At 33.7% G+C, this 17,420-nt stretch carries 18 protein-coding genes; 14 read left to right on the top strand and 4 right to left on the bottom strand.

The annotated features are described in order from the left end of the window. The first annotated feature begins 4 nt into the window (after positions 1–4). The 5 genes from DMB68_RS16190 (at position 5) to purE (ending at position 4,223) form a co-directional block, all read left to right on the top strand. Positions 5–556 carry a hypothetical protein gene (locus DMB68_RS16190; RefSeq protein WP_110347708.1) on the top strand — a complete coding sequence of 184 codons (552 nt, stop codon included), beginning with the start codon at positions 5–7 and terminating at the stop codon, positions 554–556. A gap of 54 nt (positions 557–610) precedes the next feature. Beyond that, positions 611–1,759 (top strand): 5-(carboxyamino)imidazole ribonucleotide synthase, encoded by a 1,149-nt coding sequence (locus DMB68_RS16185; RefSeq protein WP_110347707.1) that lies wholly within the window; start codon positions 611–613, stop codon positions 1,757–1,759. Positions 1,760–1,834: 75 nt separating this feature from the next. Further along, complete coding sequence (locus DMB68_RS16180) at positions 1,835–3,073, top strand: AAA family ATPase (protein ID WP_110347706.1); 1,239 nt, start codon at positions 1,835–1,837, stop codon at positions 3,071–3,073. A 1-nt stretch (position 3,074) separates the two neighbouring features. After that, positions 3,075–3,671 carry an HNH endonuclease domain-containing protein gene (locus tag DMB68_RS16175; RefSeq protein WP_110347705.1) on the top strand — a complete coding sequence of 199 codons (597 nt, stop codon included), beginning with the start codon at positions 3,075–3,077 and terminating at the stop codon, positions 3,669–3,671. 66 nt (positions 3,672–3,737) lie between these two features. Continuing rightward, on the top strand, positions 3,738–4,223 hold the full coding sequence (gene purE, locus DMB68_RS16170; protein ID WP_110347704.1) for a 5-(carboxyamino)imidazole ribonucleotide mutase: 486 nt from the start codon (positions 3,738–3,740) through the stop codon (positions 4,221–4,223). Between the two features lie 72 nt (positions 4,224–4,295). Here the strand turns inward: purE and DMB68_RS16165 are convergent, their stop codons facing one another. Then, on the bottom strand, positions 4,296–4,964 hold the full coding sequence (locus DMB68_RS16165) for a hypothetical protein (RefSeq protein WP_110347703.1): 669 nt from the start codon (positions 4,962–4,964) through the stop codon (positions 4,296–4,298). Between the two features lie 223 nt (positions 4,965–5,187). On the opposite strand from DMB68_RS16165, the gene DMB68_RS16160 reads away from it, so the two are divergent. Together DMB68_RS16160 and DMB68_RS16155 are read left to right on the top strand one after the other, a co-directional pair. After that, positions 5,188–7,215, top strand: a complete 2,028-nt coding sequence (locus DMB68_RS16160; protein ID WP_110347702.1) for a M3 family metallopeptidase — start codon at positions 5,188–5,190, stop codon at positions 7,213–7,215. Positions 7,216–7,367: 152 nt separating this feature from the next. Continuing rightward, positions 7,368–8,027: a SanA/YdcF family protein gene (locus DMB68_RS16155; RefSeq protein ID WP_110347701.1), complete on the top strand. Its 660-nt coding sequence runs from the start codon at positions 7,368–7,370 to the stop codon at positions 8,025–8,027. Positions 8,028–8,079: 52 nt separating this feature from the next. Here DMB68_RS16155 and DMB68_RS16150 read toward each other — a convergent pair whose 3' ends face one another. The 3 genes from DMB68_RS16150 to DMB68_RS16140 form a co-directional block, all read right to left on the bottom strand. Next, positions 8,080–9,342 carry a cation:proton antiporter gene (locus DMB68_RS16150; RefSeq protein WP_110348041.1) on the bottom strand — a complete coding sequence of 421 codons (1,263 nt, stop codon included), beginning with the start codon at positions 9,340–9,342 and terminating at the stop codon, positions 8,080–8,082. A 174-nt stretch (positions 9,343–9,516) separates the two neighbouring features. Continuing rightward, positions 9,517–10,437, bottom strand: a complete 921-nt coding sequence (locus DMB68_RS16145; protein WP_110347700.1) for a cupin domain-containing protein — start codon at positions 10,435–10,437, stop codon at positions 9,517–9,519. A 6-nt stretch (positions 10,438–10,443) separates the two neighbouring features. Then, complete coding sequence (locus tag DMB68_RS16140; RefSeq protein ID WP_110347699.1) at positions 10,444–12,219, bottom strand: GMC oxidoreductase; 1,776 nt, start codon at positions 12,217–12,219, stop codon at positions 10,444–10,446. 265 nt (positions 12,220–12,484) lie between these two features. Here DMB68_RS16140 and DMB68_RS16135 point away from each other — a divergent pair, with 265 nt between their 5' ends. The 7 genes from DMB68_RS16135 (at position 12,485) to DMB68_RS16100 (ending at position 17,150) form a co-directional block, all read left to right on the top strand. Continuing rightward, on the top strand, positions 12,485–12,988 hold the full coding sequence (locus DMB68_RS16135) for a GbsR/MarR family transcriptional regulator (RefSeq protein WP_110347698.1): 504 nt from the start codon (positions 12,485–12,487) through the stop codon (positions 12,986–12,988). A 426-nt stretch (positions 12,989–13,414) separates the two neighbouring features. Next, entirely contained in the window at positions 13,415–14,155 is a 741-nt protein-coding gene (locus tag DMB68_RS16125; protein WP_110347696.1) for a YqjF family protein, read from the top strand. A 28-nt stretch (positions 14,156–14,183) separates the two neighbouring features. Next, positions 14,184–14,627: a hypothetical protein gene (locus DMB68_RS16120; protein ID WP_110347695.1), complete on the top strand. Its 444-nt coding sequence runs from the start codon at positions 14,184–14,186 to the stop codon at positions 14,625–14,627. A 2-nt stretch (positions 14,628–14,629) separates the two neighbouring features. Further along, positions 14,630–14,977: a hypothetical protein gene (locus tag DMB68_RS16115; protein WP_110347694.1), complete on the top strand. Its 348-nt coding sequence runs from the start codon at positions 14,630–14,632 to the stop codon at positions 14,975–14,977. Positions 14,978–14,994: 17 nt separating this feature from the next. Beyond that, entirely contained in the window at positions 14,995–15,381 is a 387-nt protein-coding gene (locus DMB68_RS16110) for a hypothetical protein (protein ID WP_110347693.1), read from the top strand. Positions 15,382–15,452: 71 nt separating this feature from the next. Next, positions 15,453–16,235: a fatty acid desaturase family protein gene (locus DMB68_RS16105; protein ID WP_110347692.1), complete on the top strand. Its 783-nt coding sequence runs from the start codon at positions 15,453–15,455 to the stop codon at positions 16,233–16,235. 3 nt (positions 16,236–16,238) lie between these two features. Beyond that, on the top strand, positions 16,239–17,150 hold the full coding sequence (locus tag DMB68_RS16100; RefSeq protein ID WP_110347691.1) for a TIGR01777 family oxidoreductase: 912 nt from the start codon (positions 16,239–16,241) through the stop codon (positions 17,148–17,150). The last annotated feature ends 270 nt before the right edge of the window (positions 17,151–17,420 follow it).

Here is a 17,420-nt window from a genome sequence, read left to right as displayed (position 1 = left end):
AAAAATGTCTTCTGAACTTCAATTAAAACTTGATTACGTAAAAGCTTACCGGGAAAACCGCTTAAATTGTGCACAGGAAATTCTGGAAAATCCATCCTTATTCGACGAATTAGTTTCGATTTGTTTTTCGCCACAAGACAAAAACAACCACAAAGCCTGTTGGATTCTGGAATTTGTATCGTATGAAAAACTGGATTGGCTGCAGCCACATTTAGATTTTTTGTTTTCTAATTTAAAAATTCTGAAAGATGACAGTTCGATTCGTCCCGTTGCAAAAGTGGTTCAGCTATTGGTAAAATCACATTATAAAAAAGGCGAAAACAACATTTCACTTTCCGAAGAAAATCTTCAGGATTGTATTGAAGCTTCTTTCGACTGGCTGATCAATGATGTAAAAGTGGCCACAAAAGCGTATTCCATAAGAACTTTATATGTTCTGGGAAAGCATTACGACTGGATTCATCCAGAACTCAAGGTAATTCTGGACAAAGATTATGGCGATCATTCTGCGGCTTATAAAGCGGTTGCAAGGGAAGTTTTGAAGAAAATAAAATAGCATTTTCCTATTCAATCATTATAAAGTATCTTTGCGCATCACAAACACACAACAATGAATTATTTTTCTTCTGATTTTAAATTAGGAATATTAGGCGGTGGACAATTAGGCAAAATGCTGTTGTTTGACACGCGAAAATTTGACATACAAACTTACGTTTTAGATCCGAGTGACGAAGCTCCGAGCAAAATTGCCTGCAACAAATTCTTTCAGGGCGATTTAATGGATTATGAAACAGTTTACAATTTCGGAAAACAAGTTGATGTTTTGACTTTTGAAATTGAACTGGTAAACCTTGAAGCTTTAACGCAATTAGAAAACGAAGGTTTAAAAGTATATCCATCCCCAAAAACCTTAAAAGGAATTCAGAACAAAGGTGTTCAAAAACAATTTTACGCAAATAACAACATCCCGACCGCACCATTTGAAAGATTCGAAAATTTAGAGAGTCTAAAATCTAAAATCAGCGATCTAAAATTGCCTTTTGTATGGAAATGTACTGAATTTGGTTATGATGGAAATGGTGTAAAAATAGTTCGCCAGGTTTCTGATTTAGATACATTGCCAAATGTTGAATGTATTGCAGAAACTATGGTTCCTTTTAAAAATGAACTAGCCGTTATCGTGGTAAGAAATCCATCAGGAGAGATGAAAACCTATCCGGTTGTGGAAATGGAATTTCACCCCGAAGCCAATCAGGTTGAATACGTAATCTGCCCGGCAAGAATCGATGATAAAGTAGCCGAAAAAGCCAGAGCAATCGCTTTGAATGTTTCGGAGAAATTCAATCACGTTGGACTTCTGGCAGTTGAGATGTTCCAGACTGCCGATGATGAGATTTTAGTAAATGAAGTGGCTCCTCGCCCACATAATTCAGGACATTATTCAATTGAAGCCAGTTATACTTCACAATTCGAAAATCATTTACGTGCTATTTTAGATCTTCCGTTAGGCAACACAGACAGTAAAGTGGCCGGAGTTATGGTAAATTTAGTTGGTGCTGAAGGTTTCTCAGGAGATGTAGTTTATGAAAATATCGAAACCATTTTAGGATGGAATGGTGTTACACCACATATTTACGGAAAAAAACAAACTCGTCCGTTCAGAAAAATGGGCCACGTTACGATTGTAAATGAAGATATGGCTGAGGCAAGAAGAATTGCGCAGGAAGTTAAGAATAATATTCGAGTGATTAGTAATTAGTGAATAGTAATTAGTCATTAGTCTCGTTGTCAATTAACCTATGATTTTTTAATTAGCTTTGTAAAAATTCAATAAATGAAAATTTCAAAATTACATATCGATCAATTTAGACATTTAGAAAATCTAGATTTTGATTTTACTTATCCTGAAGATTTCCATATTGAAGAAAAAAGAGGAAAACCTTTAGACAAAATCTGTTTTATTGGGCAAAGTGCTACTGGGAAAACAAGTCTACTTGAATTGTTAGATATTAAAACACATAATAATTCCTACATTGATTATCCAAAAGAATTTGAACATTATTCATCATTAGAAAAGCTTAAAGCAAGCTTATGTGTGTTTTTTAATGATAGCTCAGAAGAATTTAATATTCAAAATCAAGAAATACTTATTAATTATTTTGTTGAAAATAAATTAAAGACTGAGGATGAAACAAGAAAAATTTTTTTCCCTTCAGAATTAGATATAACTAGAATTATAAACTTTCTCCAGCCAGGAAACTTACAAAATATTAACGATTTAGACAGAAATCTTCTTTTAAAAAAATATAATCAATTTAAACTTGGGGAAAACAATTTTTCAGAAGTTTACCAATACTTATTAAATGATTTTATTGTTTACAGAGAAAATATTCTAAAAAAAAGTAGAGAATTTTTAAACTTAAAAAACCCAGCTAAATTTATTTCAGAATTTAACACATGGGTAATAGAAAATCCAAACCCAAACACAAAATTTGCTGTAAAATTTAATACTGTTTTAAAAAAGCTAAATTTAGAAGTAGACATAGATAATTCTTCTTCACTTTTAAATGTAAAGCATTTTAATCAAGAAGATTTTATACCAATTAATTCATTAAGTACTGGCACAAAGCTTTTAATTTCATTGTTATTACCTTTATATAATTTCAACACTAAAGACAGTATAATTTTAATAGATGAACCTGAAAGATCCCTATATCCAGATATACAAATGGAATTAGTTGAATTTTATAAAGATCTGGCACCTGAAGCACAATTTATTATTGCAACGCATTCACCTTTTATTGCCGCATCTTTTGAACCAGAGGAACGATTTATTTTATATTTTGAAAAAGAAGGAAAGGTTGCCGTTCGTAGAGGAAGTTCTCCAATTGGTGATGATCCAAATGATATGTTAAAAAATGATTTTGGAGTTAATTATTACAACAAACATGGCGAAGAAGCCTATCAAAAATATATTTCTTTAAAACAGGAAGTAGCGAACGAAACCGATCCTAAAAGAAAAAAAGAATTATTATTAGAAACTGTCAAACTCGGCGATACTTATAATTTCTAATATGAGAAGAGTTATTAAAAATGACGATTCCGAAGTTAAAAAAAGTAATTTGGGTTACATCGAAGGCAATTCAAATAATAATTTAAAAATTTCGAAAATCTTATACAAAGAGCAAAAAGGTTTTTGCATTTATACAGAAGAATATTTAGGAAGAGCGGATGCAAGAGATATAGAACATTTTGATCCAACTTTAAAAGGAACATCTGATGATTCATATTCAAATTGGTTTTTAGTCAAACATCAATGGAATAAAGAGAAATCATCAAAATGGGCAGATTATCAACCTGTTTTACATCCAACTGCAAGTGATTTCAACGAAAGAATAGTTTATGACGATGGAGATTATCGTGTTTCTGAATTGGATGATCAGGAAGCTATTAATTTGATAAAATTATTAAAACTTGATGATATCATTTTAGCAGATGAAAGAAAAAAATATATTCAAAGAAAAGCTAAAGAGCTTTCAATATATGGTGTTTCTCCTGAAGATTTCTTTAAGATTTTAATCGATGATGATATAAAACAAATATCATATCTAAGAGCAATTCATGAAGAATTCAAAATTGACATTTGGAATTTACTCCCTAATCCACAATAGAAATTAAACAATAAATAGTAAAAGTTTTCAAACCTGAAACCTGAAACAAAAATAAACAAAAAACAAATGAGCAAAGTAGCCATCATAATGGGAAGCATCTCAGACATGCCAGTCATGCAGGATGCCATCGACATACTAAAACAATTCAATATCGAAACAGAAGTTGATATCGTTTCGGCACACAGAACCCCTGAAAAATTATTTGATTTCAGTAAAAATGCCCACGATCGTGGGATTTCGGTAATTATTGCCGGAGCTGGAGGTGCTGCACATTTACCTGGAATGGTGGCTTCGATGTCTCCTCTTCCTGTAATTGGAGTTCCGGTAAAATCTAGCAATTCAATTGATGGGTGGGATTCAGTACTTTCTATTCTGCAAATGCCAGGCGGAGTTCCGGTTGCGACTGTCGCACTAAATGGTGCAAAAAATGCCGGAATTTTAGCAGCACAAATCATTGGAAGCCATGATAAAAAAGTTTTGGATACGATTATTGCTTATAAAGAAGAATTAAAAGCTGCTGTTAATAAAGCTGCTGAAGGCTTGAAGAAATAAAAATATACATAAATAAAAAGGGCTTCACATTTATGCGAAGCCTTTTTATTTATATTATCTTATTGCAAGAAATTAAGCTTCATCTTCAATTTCTTCCAAAACAGATTCAAATTCATATTCCGTTATATCTTCCTTATTTATCCAATTTTCCGAAGTAACCAGATTATAATTGATATCATCTGCTGTTGTCAATTCCCAAACAATACCTTCCGCTTCTGGAAATGAAATATTTTGAGACATTTGATTCTCAAACAATCTCTTAATAAGATTTCTGTCAGACAATCCGTTATTTAGTAATTTCAGCACGTTTTCGGCTGTTAACTTTTGTACTTCACCATCAGTTGGTGTTATCGAAAAATGAACAACAGACGCTTTTGCATTTGGAAATTTACCATTGTAGGCTTTAAAAAGCAATTGATTCACATGAAACAGCGTTCCCTGCATTCCAATTACGGGATATTCTTCACAAACCTTATCAATTAACATATTGTTTGCTATTTGCTCAATTTGTCCGTCGCCTAATTGATCTCCCAATTTGTATTTCAATACGATTTCGGCAGCTTCATTAGGCTCATAATCAGAAATAGCCATTTCTAATAGTTCCGGCAAACTACTCTTTTCTGCGGTTGCTCCGTCAGGATAGTTGAATTTTTCTAATAACTGAATAAAATCCTCATCAGACCAATAACCTTCTACTTCATTCACTGTATCAATATTCTTTATTACAACTTGATTATTCATTATTTTCTTTTTAAATTATGATTAGCATTTTATAATTCTAATCGCATTTTCTCAATTTACGGTTTTAAAACCGCTAAACGAAATAAATAACATATCTATAACACATTTCGTCTCAGATTTTTTGTCGAGAATCCATCTTGCTTAGATAGCTTGATTTTTTATAAATTGCTATCTTTGGAATTCAAAAAATATCGACTTCAATAAATAAAATGATTATATTATAATGAGTGTTTTACTTTCAAAATTTACTACCAAACATAATACAGCACCTTTCTCGCAAATTAAAATCGAAGATTATTTTCCGGCTTTTCAGGAAGGGATTGCTTTGGCAAAAGCAGAAATTGATGCAATTGTAAATAATCCGGAAGCACCGACTTTTGAAAACACCATTCTGGCAATGGAATTTTCAGGTGATATTCTGGATCGTCTTTCGAGTATTTTCTTCAATTTAAATTCGGCAGAAACGAATGACGAAATGCAAAAAATCGCTCAGGAAGTTTCACCTTTATTAGCTGAATTTGGAAATGACATAACGCTTAATGCCGAATTGTTTTCGAAAATCAAAACGGTTTATGAACAAAAAGACAGCTTGAATCTCAATCCGGAGCAAACAACTTTATTAGACAAAAAATATAAAAGTTTCTCCCGAAACGGAGCTAATTTAGCCGAAGACAAAAAAGACCGCTTACGCGAAATTGACAAAGAATTATCGATGTTAAGTTTACAGTTTGGAGAAAATGTACTTGCTGAAACCAATGCCTTTGAATTGCATTTAACCAACGAAAGTGACTTAGCCGGATTACCGGAAGGAACTATTGAAGCTGCCCGCTTATTAGCCAAAGAGAAAGAAAAAGAAGGCTGGATTTTTACTTTGGATCATCCTAGTTATATTCCGTTTTTGACTTATGCCGATAATCGTGAGTTGCGTAAAAAAATGGCGATTGCATTTGGTGCAAAAGCATTTCAAAATAACGAATTCGACAATCAGGAAAATGTTTTAAAGATTGCCAAATTACGTTTTGAAAGAGCGAATTTATTAGGTTATAAAACACATGCTCATTTTGTCCTGGAAGAAAGAATGGCTCAAAGCCCTGATAAAGTTTTTACTTTTTTGAATGATTTACTGGCAAAAGCAAAACCTGCGGCACAAAAAGAATTTGCAGAATTAGCGGCTTTCGCCAAAGAACTGGACGGAATCGAACAGCTTGAAAAATGGGACGGCGCTTATTATTCTGAAAAGTTAAAACAACAGCTTTTTAATTTGGATGATGAAAAACTAAAACCATACTTTCAGTTAGAAAAAGTATTAGATGGTGCTTTTACAGTTGCAAACAAACTATTCGGATTAACATTTACAGAAGTTTTTGATATCGACAAATACCATGAAGAAGTGATCACATATGAGGTTCGGGATACTGAAAACAATTTGGTTTCTATTTTCTACGCTGATTTTTTCCCGAGAAAAGGCAAACGAAACGGTGCCTGGATGACGTCATTCAAATCACAATATGTAAAAGACGGCGTTAACGAAAGACCACACGTTTCGAATGTTTGTAATTTTACAAAACCAACAGAAACCAAACCATCATTATTAACTTTTAATGAAGTAACGACTTTATTCCACGAATTCGGACACGGATTGCACGGAATGCTGGCTAATACAAACTACCCAAGTTTATCCGGGACTTCTGTTTTCTGGGATTTCGTAGAATTACCAAGCCAGATTATGGAAAACTGGTGCTACGAACCGGAGGCTTTGGCTTTATTTGCAAATCATTATGAAACGGGAAAAATTATTCCGATAGAATATGTTCAGAAAATTAAAGAGAGTGCCAGTTTTCAGGAAGGTTTGGCCACTTTACGCCAGCTAAGTTTTGGATTATTAGATATGGCATGGCACGGACAAGACCCGACGAATATTACAAATCTGAAAACTTTCGAAACAGAGCAATTTGCTAATACGCAATTGTATCCGGATGTAAAAGAAAATGCCATGAGTACGGCGTTTTCTCATATTTTTCAGGGCGGTTATTCTTCAGGATATTACAGCTACAAATGGGCGGAAGTTCTGGATGCAGATGCTTTTGAATATTTTCAGGAAAATGGAATCTTCAACACAGAAATAGCGAAAAAATTCAAAGACAACGTACTTTCAAAAGGAGGAACGGAACATCCGATGATTTTATACAAACGTTTCAGAGGTCAGGAACCAAAACCTGAAGCTTTGTTGAAGAGAGCAGGATTGTTGTAGACTTTGTTAGATTTTTAGACTTCTTAGAATATTAGATAATTAAAACCGAAGCAGAAATACTTCGGTTTTTTTTATTGCTTTTGGGGTTTAACATTAAAAATAAATTTAGTTATCTTCACCATCATTTTAACTCTAATTTTATAAAATTCAGTTTGAAAAAATATTTAAAAATACTGTTTTACCTGACTATTATCGGATTGATTGTCATTGTTTCTGTAAACTATCATGTAAAATCATCGACTAAAAAGTACGTTCATTATTCTTTAAAAAGGTTCCCTAAAAATGATGTAGGAATTATTTTTGGTGCCGGAATTAATGGAGATCAACCGAGTAAATATCTAAAAGACAGACTCGATGCCGGAATCCGTTTATACAATGCAAAAAGAATCAATAAAATTTTGCTTTCAGGAGATAACGGCCGTGAAGAATACGATGAATTAACCGTGATGAAAAACTATTGTTACCGACACGGAGTTGATACTACAAAAATATTTATTGACTATGCCGGCTTCGACACTTATTCTACAATGTACAGGGCGAAATATATTTTCAAAATTAAAAAGGCAACTTTAATTTCTCAGGAATATCATTTGAACCGTGCTATTTATATTGGCAGAAGCCTTGGAATAAAATCTGCCGGGTATTCTGCTAACAAAGGTGAATATCATGGCTATCAATATGTCAAATTCAGGGAATATATTTCGACATTCAAGTCCTTTTTTGATGTTTTGAGAAATCGGGAACCTTATTTTTTAGGCAATCCAATAAATATTAACGGTCCTTCAAATTATTCCAAAGAAGATAAACGATAAAAAAAACCGAAGCATTTAATTTTGCTTCGTTTTTTTTCATTGAAAATGATTTTTATTCTTTCTCTAAAACCTTATTCGCCACTTTTCCAACGGTTAATCCCTGGACAACAATAGAAAATAACACAACTATGTAAGTGATTTCTAAAAGCAGGTTTTTATATTCTCCATCCGGCAGCGAAAGTACCAAAGCAATAGAAACTCCGCCACGGATTCCGCCCCAGACCAAAACGGTTAAAGAACCTTTATTATAAGCTGATTTTATTCCGAAGAACTTGAAGATATCGAAGAATTTCCATGGTAAAACGATCGACGAAATCCTGGCAAAAAGTACTATCAAAATAGTTACCAAACCAATTACTAATTGTTTGTCCAGATTCGGTAATAGCAGTAATTCAAATCCGATAAATAAAAATAAAATCGCATTTAATATCTCATCAATAAGTTCCCAAAACTTTTCTAAATAATCCTTGGTTACTTCGCTCATTGCCACTTTTTTGCCATAATTCCCAATAATCAATCCCGCCACAACCATAGCCAGCGGACTAGAAACGTGTAAACTTTTAGCAATCAGAAATCCGCCCATTACTATCGAAAGCGTTATTAGAACAGACACTTTATAATCGTCAATTTTCTTAAGAACTTTTGAAGCTGTAAAACCTAAAACGGCTCCTAATAAAAGTCCGCCAATTCCTTCCTTTGCGAAAAGCCAGGCTATTGACCCAAAACTCATATCAAATGTTGGGTTGGTTGCCATTTCCATTACTACGGCAAACATTACTACTGCTACTCCATCATTAAATAGTGATTCACCCACAATTTTAGTTTCTATTCTTTTAGGAACTTTTGCCTGCTTTAAAACACCAAGAACCACAATCGGATCGGTTGGAGAAATTAATGTTCCGAAAACCAAGCAGAATAAATACGGAATTCTAATGCCGAAAAATGGCGCGATATAAAAAAGCAACATTGAAATAATTAAAGCTGACAACACCACAGAAACTGTTGAATAAATCATAATGGGAACTTTTTGTTCTTTAAGATCGGCCATGTTCACGTGTAATGCACCTGCAAACAAAAGAAAATTCAACATGGCTCCCATTAGAATTTCATTAAAATCAAATTCCTTTATTAAAGCAAAAAAATGTTTGGTAGTAGCCGGAAAATAAGAATCTCCCAAAAGACGAATTCCTACTGAAACCAGCATTGCAATAATCATTATCCCGATCGTTCCCGGGAGTTTTAAAAATCTTAAATTTAAATAGGCGAAGAAAGAAGCCAGTACAATCAGTACTGAAAAGGTGTAGTATAATTCCATAAAAGTGATTTTTACAAAAATATCCTTCCCTTTCCTTAAATAAAAGCTCAGATCTTCAATTAACATAAATTTACAATTATAAAAGCCCAGAAAATTATTTCAGGGCTTTTTGAAACTTCAGGTTTTCGCCTTTTCTTACGTAAAAATATAGTGTTATAAAAAATCTTCTGGCAGTTATCGAAGCCTGTTGATAATTTCAATCTGCTCCGGAAATTTTCTTTTGAGTTCTTCAATTTGTTCAGCAGTAGGAAGAAAACTATCGCTTTTATCCCATGCCGGAGCAAGACTGCAGCTCGCCAAAGCATAACCCGAGCCTGTTACTTCGGCACCAAACCAATGATTGTGAGGTGCAGCACCTAATAAAAGCTGACCTTCATCCAGATTACTGCCAAAAGTCACGGTGGAATACACTCCGTCTTCAGAAAAAATATGGAGTTTGATGGCGCTTCCCTGATGAAAAAACCACTGTTCATCCTGATTTAATGCATGAATTCTAAGTACTTCACCTTTCTTCAAAAGAAAATAATTGGTTGAATAAGCTCTTCTGCTACCATCAAAACGTTCCGGAAGTGCTTCTTTTGGAAGTATTATATCACTTTCTGGTCCGTGAGCCAGATAACCTCCAATTCCGGTTGGAACCATTCCTAGCTTCTTAATCAATTCATCTGCTTCCTTATCTGCATTTGGAAATTGTTTAGAAAAACAAACCGTAATTCCTATAATTTCATTACCGCCTTTTTTTCTCAACAGTCCTTTCTGGGTTACAATTTCTAAAACAGACATGGATCCATCCGGTTGTGGAACTTCAATAGTTTCATGAAAATTCAACAACGGAATCCCACTTTCCATCACGGCTCTGTCATGAGCTACGTGCTCGGTACGTTCGTCTCTTGTTCCAATAATATCTTCCTGTCTTTGCCCAACTAAATCTGCAAAGTTTTTATTGACCCATAAAAAAACCGAATCGCGATTTTTGATGCAGAAATATACTCCGTCGGTTTTATCAAGTACATCTCCCACCGTCATAGGAGGATTTGTGTCTAATGGAATATTATTTACATTTCCTACCAATTCATTTAAAGTCTGAGTTTCCATAACTGATTAATTTGTAGCAAAAGATTTTGAACCAATTTTAATTTCTCCATGAGATTCGCGATGTAAATTATCTGCTAAATCCTGAGCCAGCGCCACCATCGTCATGGTTGGGTTCCAGGAACCGCTTGCCGGCCAAAGCGCACCGCCTGTTACGTATACATTCTCAACACCATTTGGACGATAATCCAATCCAACAACTCCTTCATCTTCTTTACCAATCCAAAGCGTTGAACCTTCGTGAACCAATCCTCCTACTCTGCGTTGAGGTACTGTAGGTCGTTCACTCATCCAGACACCTTCGTCCGGACCTCCGTGCCAGTATTCAACAGCTGAGCTACCGTTTGGAGATAACGCTTCTTCTAACATCTGGAAAGTTCCGTGATCCATAGTATCCCAGGTCTGTAAATCTTTTTCACTTGCTACTGCCTGAAGCGTAACATTGGTCGTTGCATCAGAACCTCCATTGGGACGCAGGAAGTTTTCCGTATTTCTGAAATCCATTTCTCCCAGTACTGCACACACAAATACGATATAATCTTCTGAACTTGTTAGCTGAGCCATTGAAGCCGTAGCTACAACATCAGGCATATAACGGGCCGCTTTTTGAGCATTTTTGTGCGGATATTTATCTGATAAAACCGAAAGCTGCACATGATATTGCATCCCGCTTTCTTTATTTACACCCGCCATATAAATCGCTGCCAGTTCCAATTCACTTAACTGATCGGCAAAATCATAATCATTGCGAGGAATACGTGCTACTATTGAAGTTATAAAATGTGACGTAAAACGCTCTCCCGCTTTTTTTACCTGAGGAAAGGAATTTAAAATTAAAGTAGTTGGAGGAAGTGTTCCCATAGCTAAAATGACTTTAGCATCACCAACATTAATTACACCTCGCGAAGTTTCCAAAGCAGTGGCAACACCATCCTGCTGATGAATACGTTCTACTATGCAATTAGCAACCATTTTTAGAGGACTCCCCTCGCCTTTTTTATTTAAATCAGATTGTTTTATAGCGAGTTCCAACATTACGGAAGGCGTAGAAAATTTAGCAAAATCCAAACCTTGCTGTGAGCCTGAACCTACAGCCAAAGGAGCTGCCATACTTCTTGTAGCCGAAGTCACTTTGCTTAAATTTGAAGCCAGCATTTCCTGCAACTGTACCTGCAGCTCTCCGTAAATAGGACGCTGCGACGAAATATGCCCTAATACGGCAAGATCAAGACCTTTATCTATTTCGTCAGCCGGAATAACATTTAATAGAGCTTCAGCCGATTCAAAATGAGCTTTTGCTGCATCAATTGTTTCCTGTGGCCAGTATTCCATTTCTTCCTGTGTTGGTCTTGGGCACCATGCACTCCACATAATACTTCTTCCTCCAAAAAACGGAACCATTCCGTGTTGAAACTGAATATTCCCTTTTGGCTGTTGTGCCGTTGTTTTGGAAAGTGTCCACGGAAATGTTTCCGATAATCCACCCAGTACATGCTGGTATGGAATTGGCAGGTTTTGAAAATGCTCCGGCAGGAAAAAAGGGCCGCGCTCTACAATTAGAATTTTAGCCTTTGGATTTTTAGCTAAGGTTCTTTCTGCAAAAGCCAAAGAACAAAAACCGCTGCCAATTATAATATAGTCAAAATGTTCCTGCTCTCTTGTAATTTTCCAATCCGTTTCTGAAAGGAAGAAAATGTGATCCAAAACTTTTTGAGAGGTTGGATCCTGTGGTCCCGGTGTTGGAAAACCGTTCGCAAAATTCGGGCTTGATGAAAAAGTAGTCATAATAGTTATTTTTTGTTAGTTTGATTTCTATGATTAAAGAAAATAAGCGCTCAGAAGCAGCAAATGCTCCAACTAATTTTCATTAAAAATAGAACAACCCAAAAGAGACGATAAAAGAAATGTCATTAAAGGTTTAATGCTTGTCACGAATGAAACTTTTTCTTGTACCGAATAGTTGCAGCTGAAATAAACACATTAGAGAAAAAATCAAAATAAACTTTCATTTATTTTTGAAAGTTTAAAAACTTTTATTTACATTTGTTTCATGGAATTCAAAGAAGCAAAAAATAAGTTTGTACAAACTTGGGGAGCATTAGGTTCTCAATGGGGAATTAATAAAACCATGGCACAGATCCATGCTTTATTGATGGTTTCGAACGAAGCTGTTTCGATGGAAGATATTATGGCCGAATTGCAGATTTCACGTGGAAATGCCAGTATGAACCTGAGAGCTTTGATGGATTGGGGAATTGTTTACAAAGAATACAAAGCCGGAGAACGAAGAGAGTTTTTTACAGCCGAAAAAGACTTAGACGAATTAGCAGTAAAAATTTCGAGAGAAAGAAGCAAAAGAGAAATTAAGCCCGCTTTGAAAATTTTAAAAGAAGTTTCGACAATCGAAGCAAAAGATTCTGCAGAAGAAAAACATTTTGTAGATCAGACTTCTAAACTGTATGACTTTGTTTTAAAAGCAGATAATATGTTAGATAAAATGACTGAATTCAATGAGAATTGGTTAGGACGTTTGGTCCTAAAGATTATGAAGTAAATCTCAAACTAAAAAAATTTAATTTAAACTTTCATTTTTTTCTGAAAGTTTAAAAATAAAAATAATTGTGAAAATATTAAATATTGGAAATTTAGCCATCGTTTTTACACTAATCATAAGTGCGGCATTAAGTCAATTTTATTCTGATTGTAAGGATATCGCTTTAGTTTTGGGTTTATTTGTAATGCCTGCATATCAATTATTAGTTGGGTTCATTTGGTTTATCTCATCAAATTGCAGCGATAAAATCAGAAATTATTTTATAGGTGTAATAATTTATTTTATCACAATATTCAGTCTTTCCGCAATCTCTGATCTAATATATAAATTAAAATTTTTACAATATTTTTCATCTGCGTTTTTTGGAGGAATACCTGTCTTACTGGCCTTATACTTTACATATAATTTTAATCAATATTCAAGAAAATGAACTTCTTAAAAGCCGAATGGAAAAATTTAGCCTTATTTAATTATGAGGTTAATCGTGAAATTTTAGAAAAACATGTTCCAGCCGGAACTGAAATTGATCTCTGGAACAACAAATGTTATGTAAGCTTAGTTGGTTTTATATTTAAAAACACCAAAGTTTTAGGATTAAAAGTTCCGTTTCATGTCAATTTTGAAGAAGTCAATTTGAGATTCTATGTAAAACGTTTTGAGAATGGTGAATGGAAACGCGGAGTTGTTTTTATCAAAGAAATTGTTCCGAAAAAAGCAATCACTTTTATAGCTAATACTTTGTATCAGGAACATTATGAAACGCAGAAAATGAGACATGAAATTATGGAAGCTAAGGATACAAATACTTTTGTTTACCAATGGAAAAATAAAGATCAATGGAATACCATTCAGTTAGAAACTGCAAAAAAGCCAAGAGAAATCGAAATTAATTCTGAAGCAGAATTTATTACAGAACATTATTTCGGATATACAAAAATTGATTACGAAACCACTTTTGAGTACGAAGTTCAACATCCGAGATGGGAACAATTTGAAGTTCTAAATCATAGAATTGATATTGATTTCAAGGAAAATTATGGAAATGACTTTGGGTTTTTAGAAAATACTATTCCAACATCTGTTTTTCTGGCAAAAGGATCTGCCATTAAAGTAAAAAACAAACGAAGACTAAAAACTGTTTTAGCACTCAAAGAAGCTTACAATTAAATTTTTATTAATCTATAAATCAGGAATCATGAACATAACTATACCAAACTGGCTCATAATTCTAAGCGGAATTGGCCAAATATTTACAGCTCTTATCTATCCGTATATTCGCCACCATGTTTTTGATTGGTACAATGATGTAAAACAACTTAAACCTTTAAACCAGGAAATTGCCAAAACTTACGGAAGATATATTCAGGGATTAAACTTTTGTTTTGGATTAATTGCTATTGTTTTTACAACCGAATTAAAAGAACAATCTGTTTTGGCAGTTGCATTGACCGGATTAATCGCTTTCTATTGGGTTGGAAAAGTTGCTACTCAAATTGCCTATTATCCAATGTACCAGATTCCTCAGAAATTGGTATTCAAGATTGGCAGTTATTGTATGAATACTCTTTTCGTGCTCTTTGCGCTGGTCAACAGCGTATTGTTTGTCTACAATTTAATTGGTCATTATAAATTATTCTAATCATGAACCTCAACATCATTGGGTATTTTATTTACCTCAGCATTACGATTTTTATCATTCTTAAAGTTGGAAAAATCTGCTATAGAAACGGCAACATTTACGTGGCTGAATTGATTCCGAATCATACAGACATTTGCCAAAAGATCAATCAGGTTTTATTAATGGCGTATTATCTTTTAAACATTGGTTATTGTGCTATGACTTTAATCTCCTGGGAGAAAATTATTTCCTCCACAGAATTAATCGAAATAATTTGTTTAAAAACAGCTGTCATAATTTTTATTATTTCAATTCTACATTACCTCAATATTTTCATTATAACAAAATACATTCAAAAATTAATCAAATAATTAAAAATCAAATAATTATGGAAACTACAAAAATTTTAATCGGTTACAGTATTTATTTACCAATTGCTTTATTTCTTACTTATTATGTTTCTAAAACACTTTTCAAAAATGGTAAAATATTTATGTTAGATATTTTTAAAGGCCGCGAAGATATAGCCGATGCAACAAACAGACTTTTTGAAACCGGTTTTTATCTTTTAAATATTGGTTTTGCCTTAATGATTTTACAATTACAACTAGGACAAGATAGTTATCAGGAACTGATAGAAAAATTGAGCTACAAGATTGGCGGATTTTCTATCTATCTTGGCGTCATGCTATTCTTCAATTTGTATTTCTTCTTTAGAGGAAAAAGAAAAGCTAAAGAAGCTCAGAGAGAAGACCGATTGGTTTTTAAAGCTTAATTACAAGAATATACCTGACAGGTTTAAAACCTGTTAGAATACTCTGCTATAAAATCCTTAACTTTAAGAAAATGACACATCAGGAAATAGTCAAACAAGTAGAATGGAAAGATTTAAAAGATCTTAACTTCAAAGAAATGCTGATCGAAAACAACTTAACAATTCCGTGGTTTTTAATTTCGATGACCCTTGCTTATTTTGGGTATTATGTATTAGCCCTGCCATTTTCAGCTTTTTTCTTTTTAACCGGATTGAGGCAAGTCCATAATGGTTTTCACAATTCACTTGGTACCAATAAATTCCTGACCTGGTTTTCACTTTATTCAAACAGTATCCTTATGATGGTTTCTATACATGCTGTTAAATTTAACCACATAAGGCATCATAAATATTGTTTAACTAATGAGGATTACGAAGGAAAATCAGCAGGAATGACCTGGTACGGAGCTATTTTGTATGGCCCTGTCCATATGTTTTTGATTCATAAAATCACTTTAGAATTAGGTAATAAAAATTATATCAGAAATGTGGTTTTAGAACTAACTTCTATAGCAATAGCAGCGTTTTTTGTTTTTTATTTCAACATCTATTTCCTGATATATCATATCATTGTTATGGTTTTTGCTGAATTTTTAATGGCGTTTTTTGCGGTTTGGACAGTGCATCACGATACCGGGGAATCTCCGGAATACGCCAGAACACAAAGAAAAGAATGGAAAAACAAAATTACCTTTAACATGTTTTATCATTTAGAACATCATTTATTTCCTGCTGTTCCTACTATTAAACTGCCGGAATTGGCGAGAAGAATTGATAATGCTTTTCCGAATATCGAAAAAAAAGAAACTTTTTAAATCATGAGCAAACTTATCATCGCAGCCGGAACCGGTTTTTTAGGACAGGTTTTAGTCAATTATTTCAAAGATAAATTTGAAGAAATTGTAATTCTGACCAGAGGAAATACAAAAACAATTGACGGAATTAAATATGTAAACTGGAATACCAGAACTTTCTCCGGCTGGGAAAAAGAACTCGAAAATGCAGATGTTTTAATCAATATGGCGGGTAAATCAGTAGATTGCCGCTATACTGAAAAGAATAAAAAAGAGATTTTATTATCCCGTATTCAAAGTACCAAAATCCTCAACAAAGCAGTTTTAAATTGCCAAAATCCCCCGAAACACTGGCTGAATTCATCAACATCAACAATATATCGTTTTTCATTAGACAAAGAAATGGATGAAACTAATGGTGAAATCGGAAATGATTTTTCTATCAATGTAGCTCTTTCATGGGAAAAAGCTTTTTTTAAAACAGAAACGCCAAATACTTTAAAAACAGCTTTGCGAACTTCTATTGTTTTAGGAAAAAACGGAGGAGCTTTTATTCCGCTAAAAACTTTGGCAAACTTTGGTTTTGGAGGAACACAGGGAAAAGGAAATCAGTTTGTCAGCTGGATCCATGAAGAGGATTTTGCACGGGCAGTTGATTTTGTTATGGAAAAAGAAATGACAGGCGTTGTAAATGTTGTTTCACCGAAACCCATTCGAAATGTCGATTTTATGCAGAAACTTCGAAAAGCTGTTGGTTTTCCATTCGGAATTCCGTTGAATACTTTCTTGTTAGAAATTGGATCATTTATGATTCGTACACAGCCCGAATTGGTTTTAAAAAGCAGAAATGTAATTCCGAAAAAGCTTTTGGAAAATGGGTTTGAATTTAAGTTTGGCGATATTGATAGTACGTTTGAAAATCTAATACAAAAATGAATTGGACATTTATAGGAGGACATTGGATACTCACATTATTATGCGGACCGATAATTTTCATTTTAAAAAATGCTGTATCTAATCTCAGCGATCATAACATTTTTGGTTTTATAGAATTATATCCGATTATGTTAATTATGGGATTTGCCTTTTCAATACCAACATACTTGCTATTTAGTTTAATCTTTGTAGTCCTCAAAAACCAAAACATAAGAACTATTTACACTAAAATATTTTTCATCCTCATAGTAGTCATTGGAATTTGGATAA

The organism is Flavobacterium hydrophilum, from assembly GCF_003202405.1.
GTDB lineage: Bacteria > Bacteroidota > Bacteroidia > Flavobacteriales > Flavobacteriaceae > Flavobacterium > Flavobacterium hydrophilum.
This window is presented reverse-complemented; position numbering and strand designations above follow the sequence as displayed.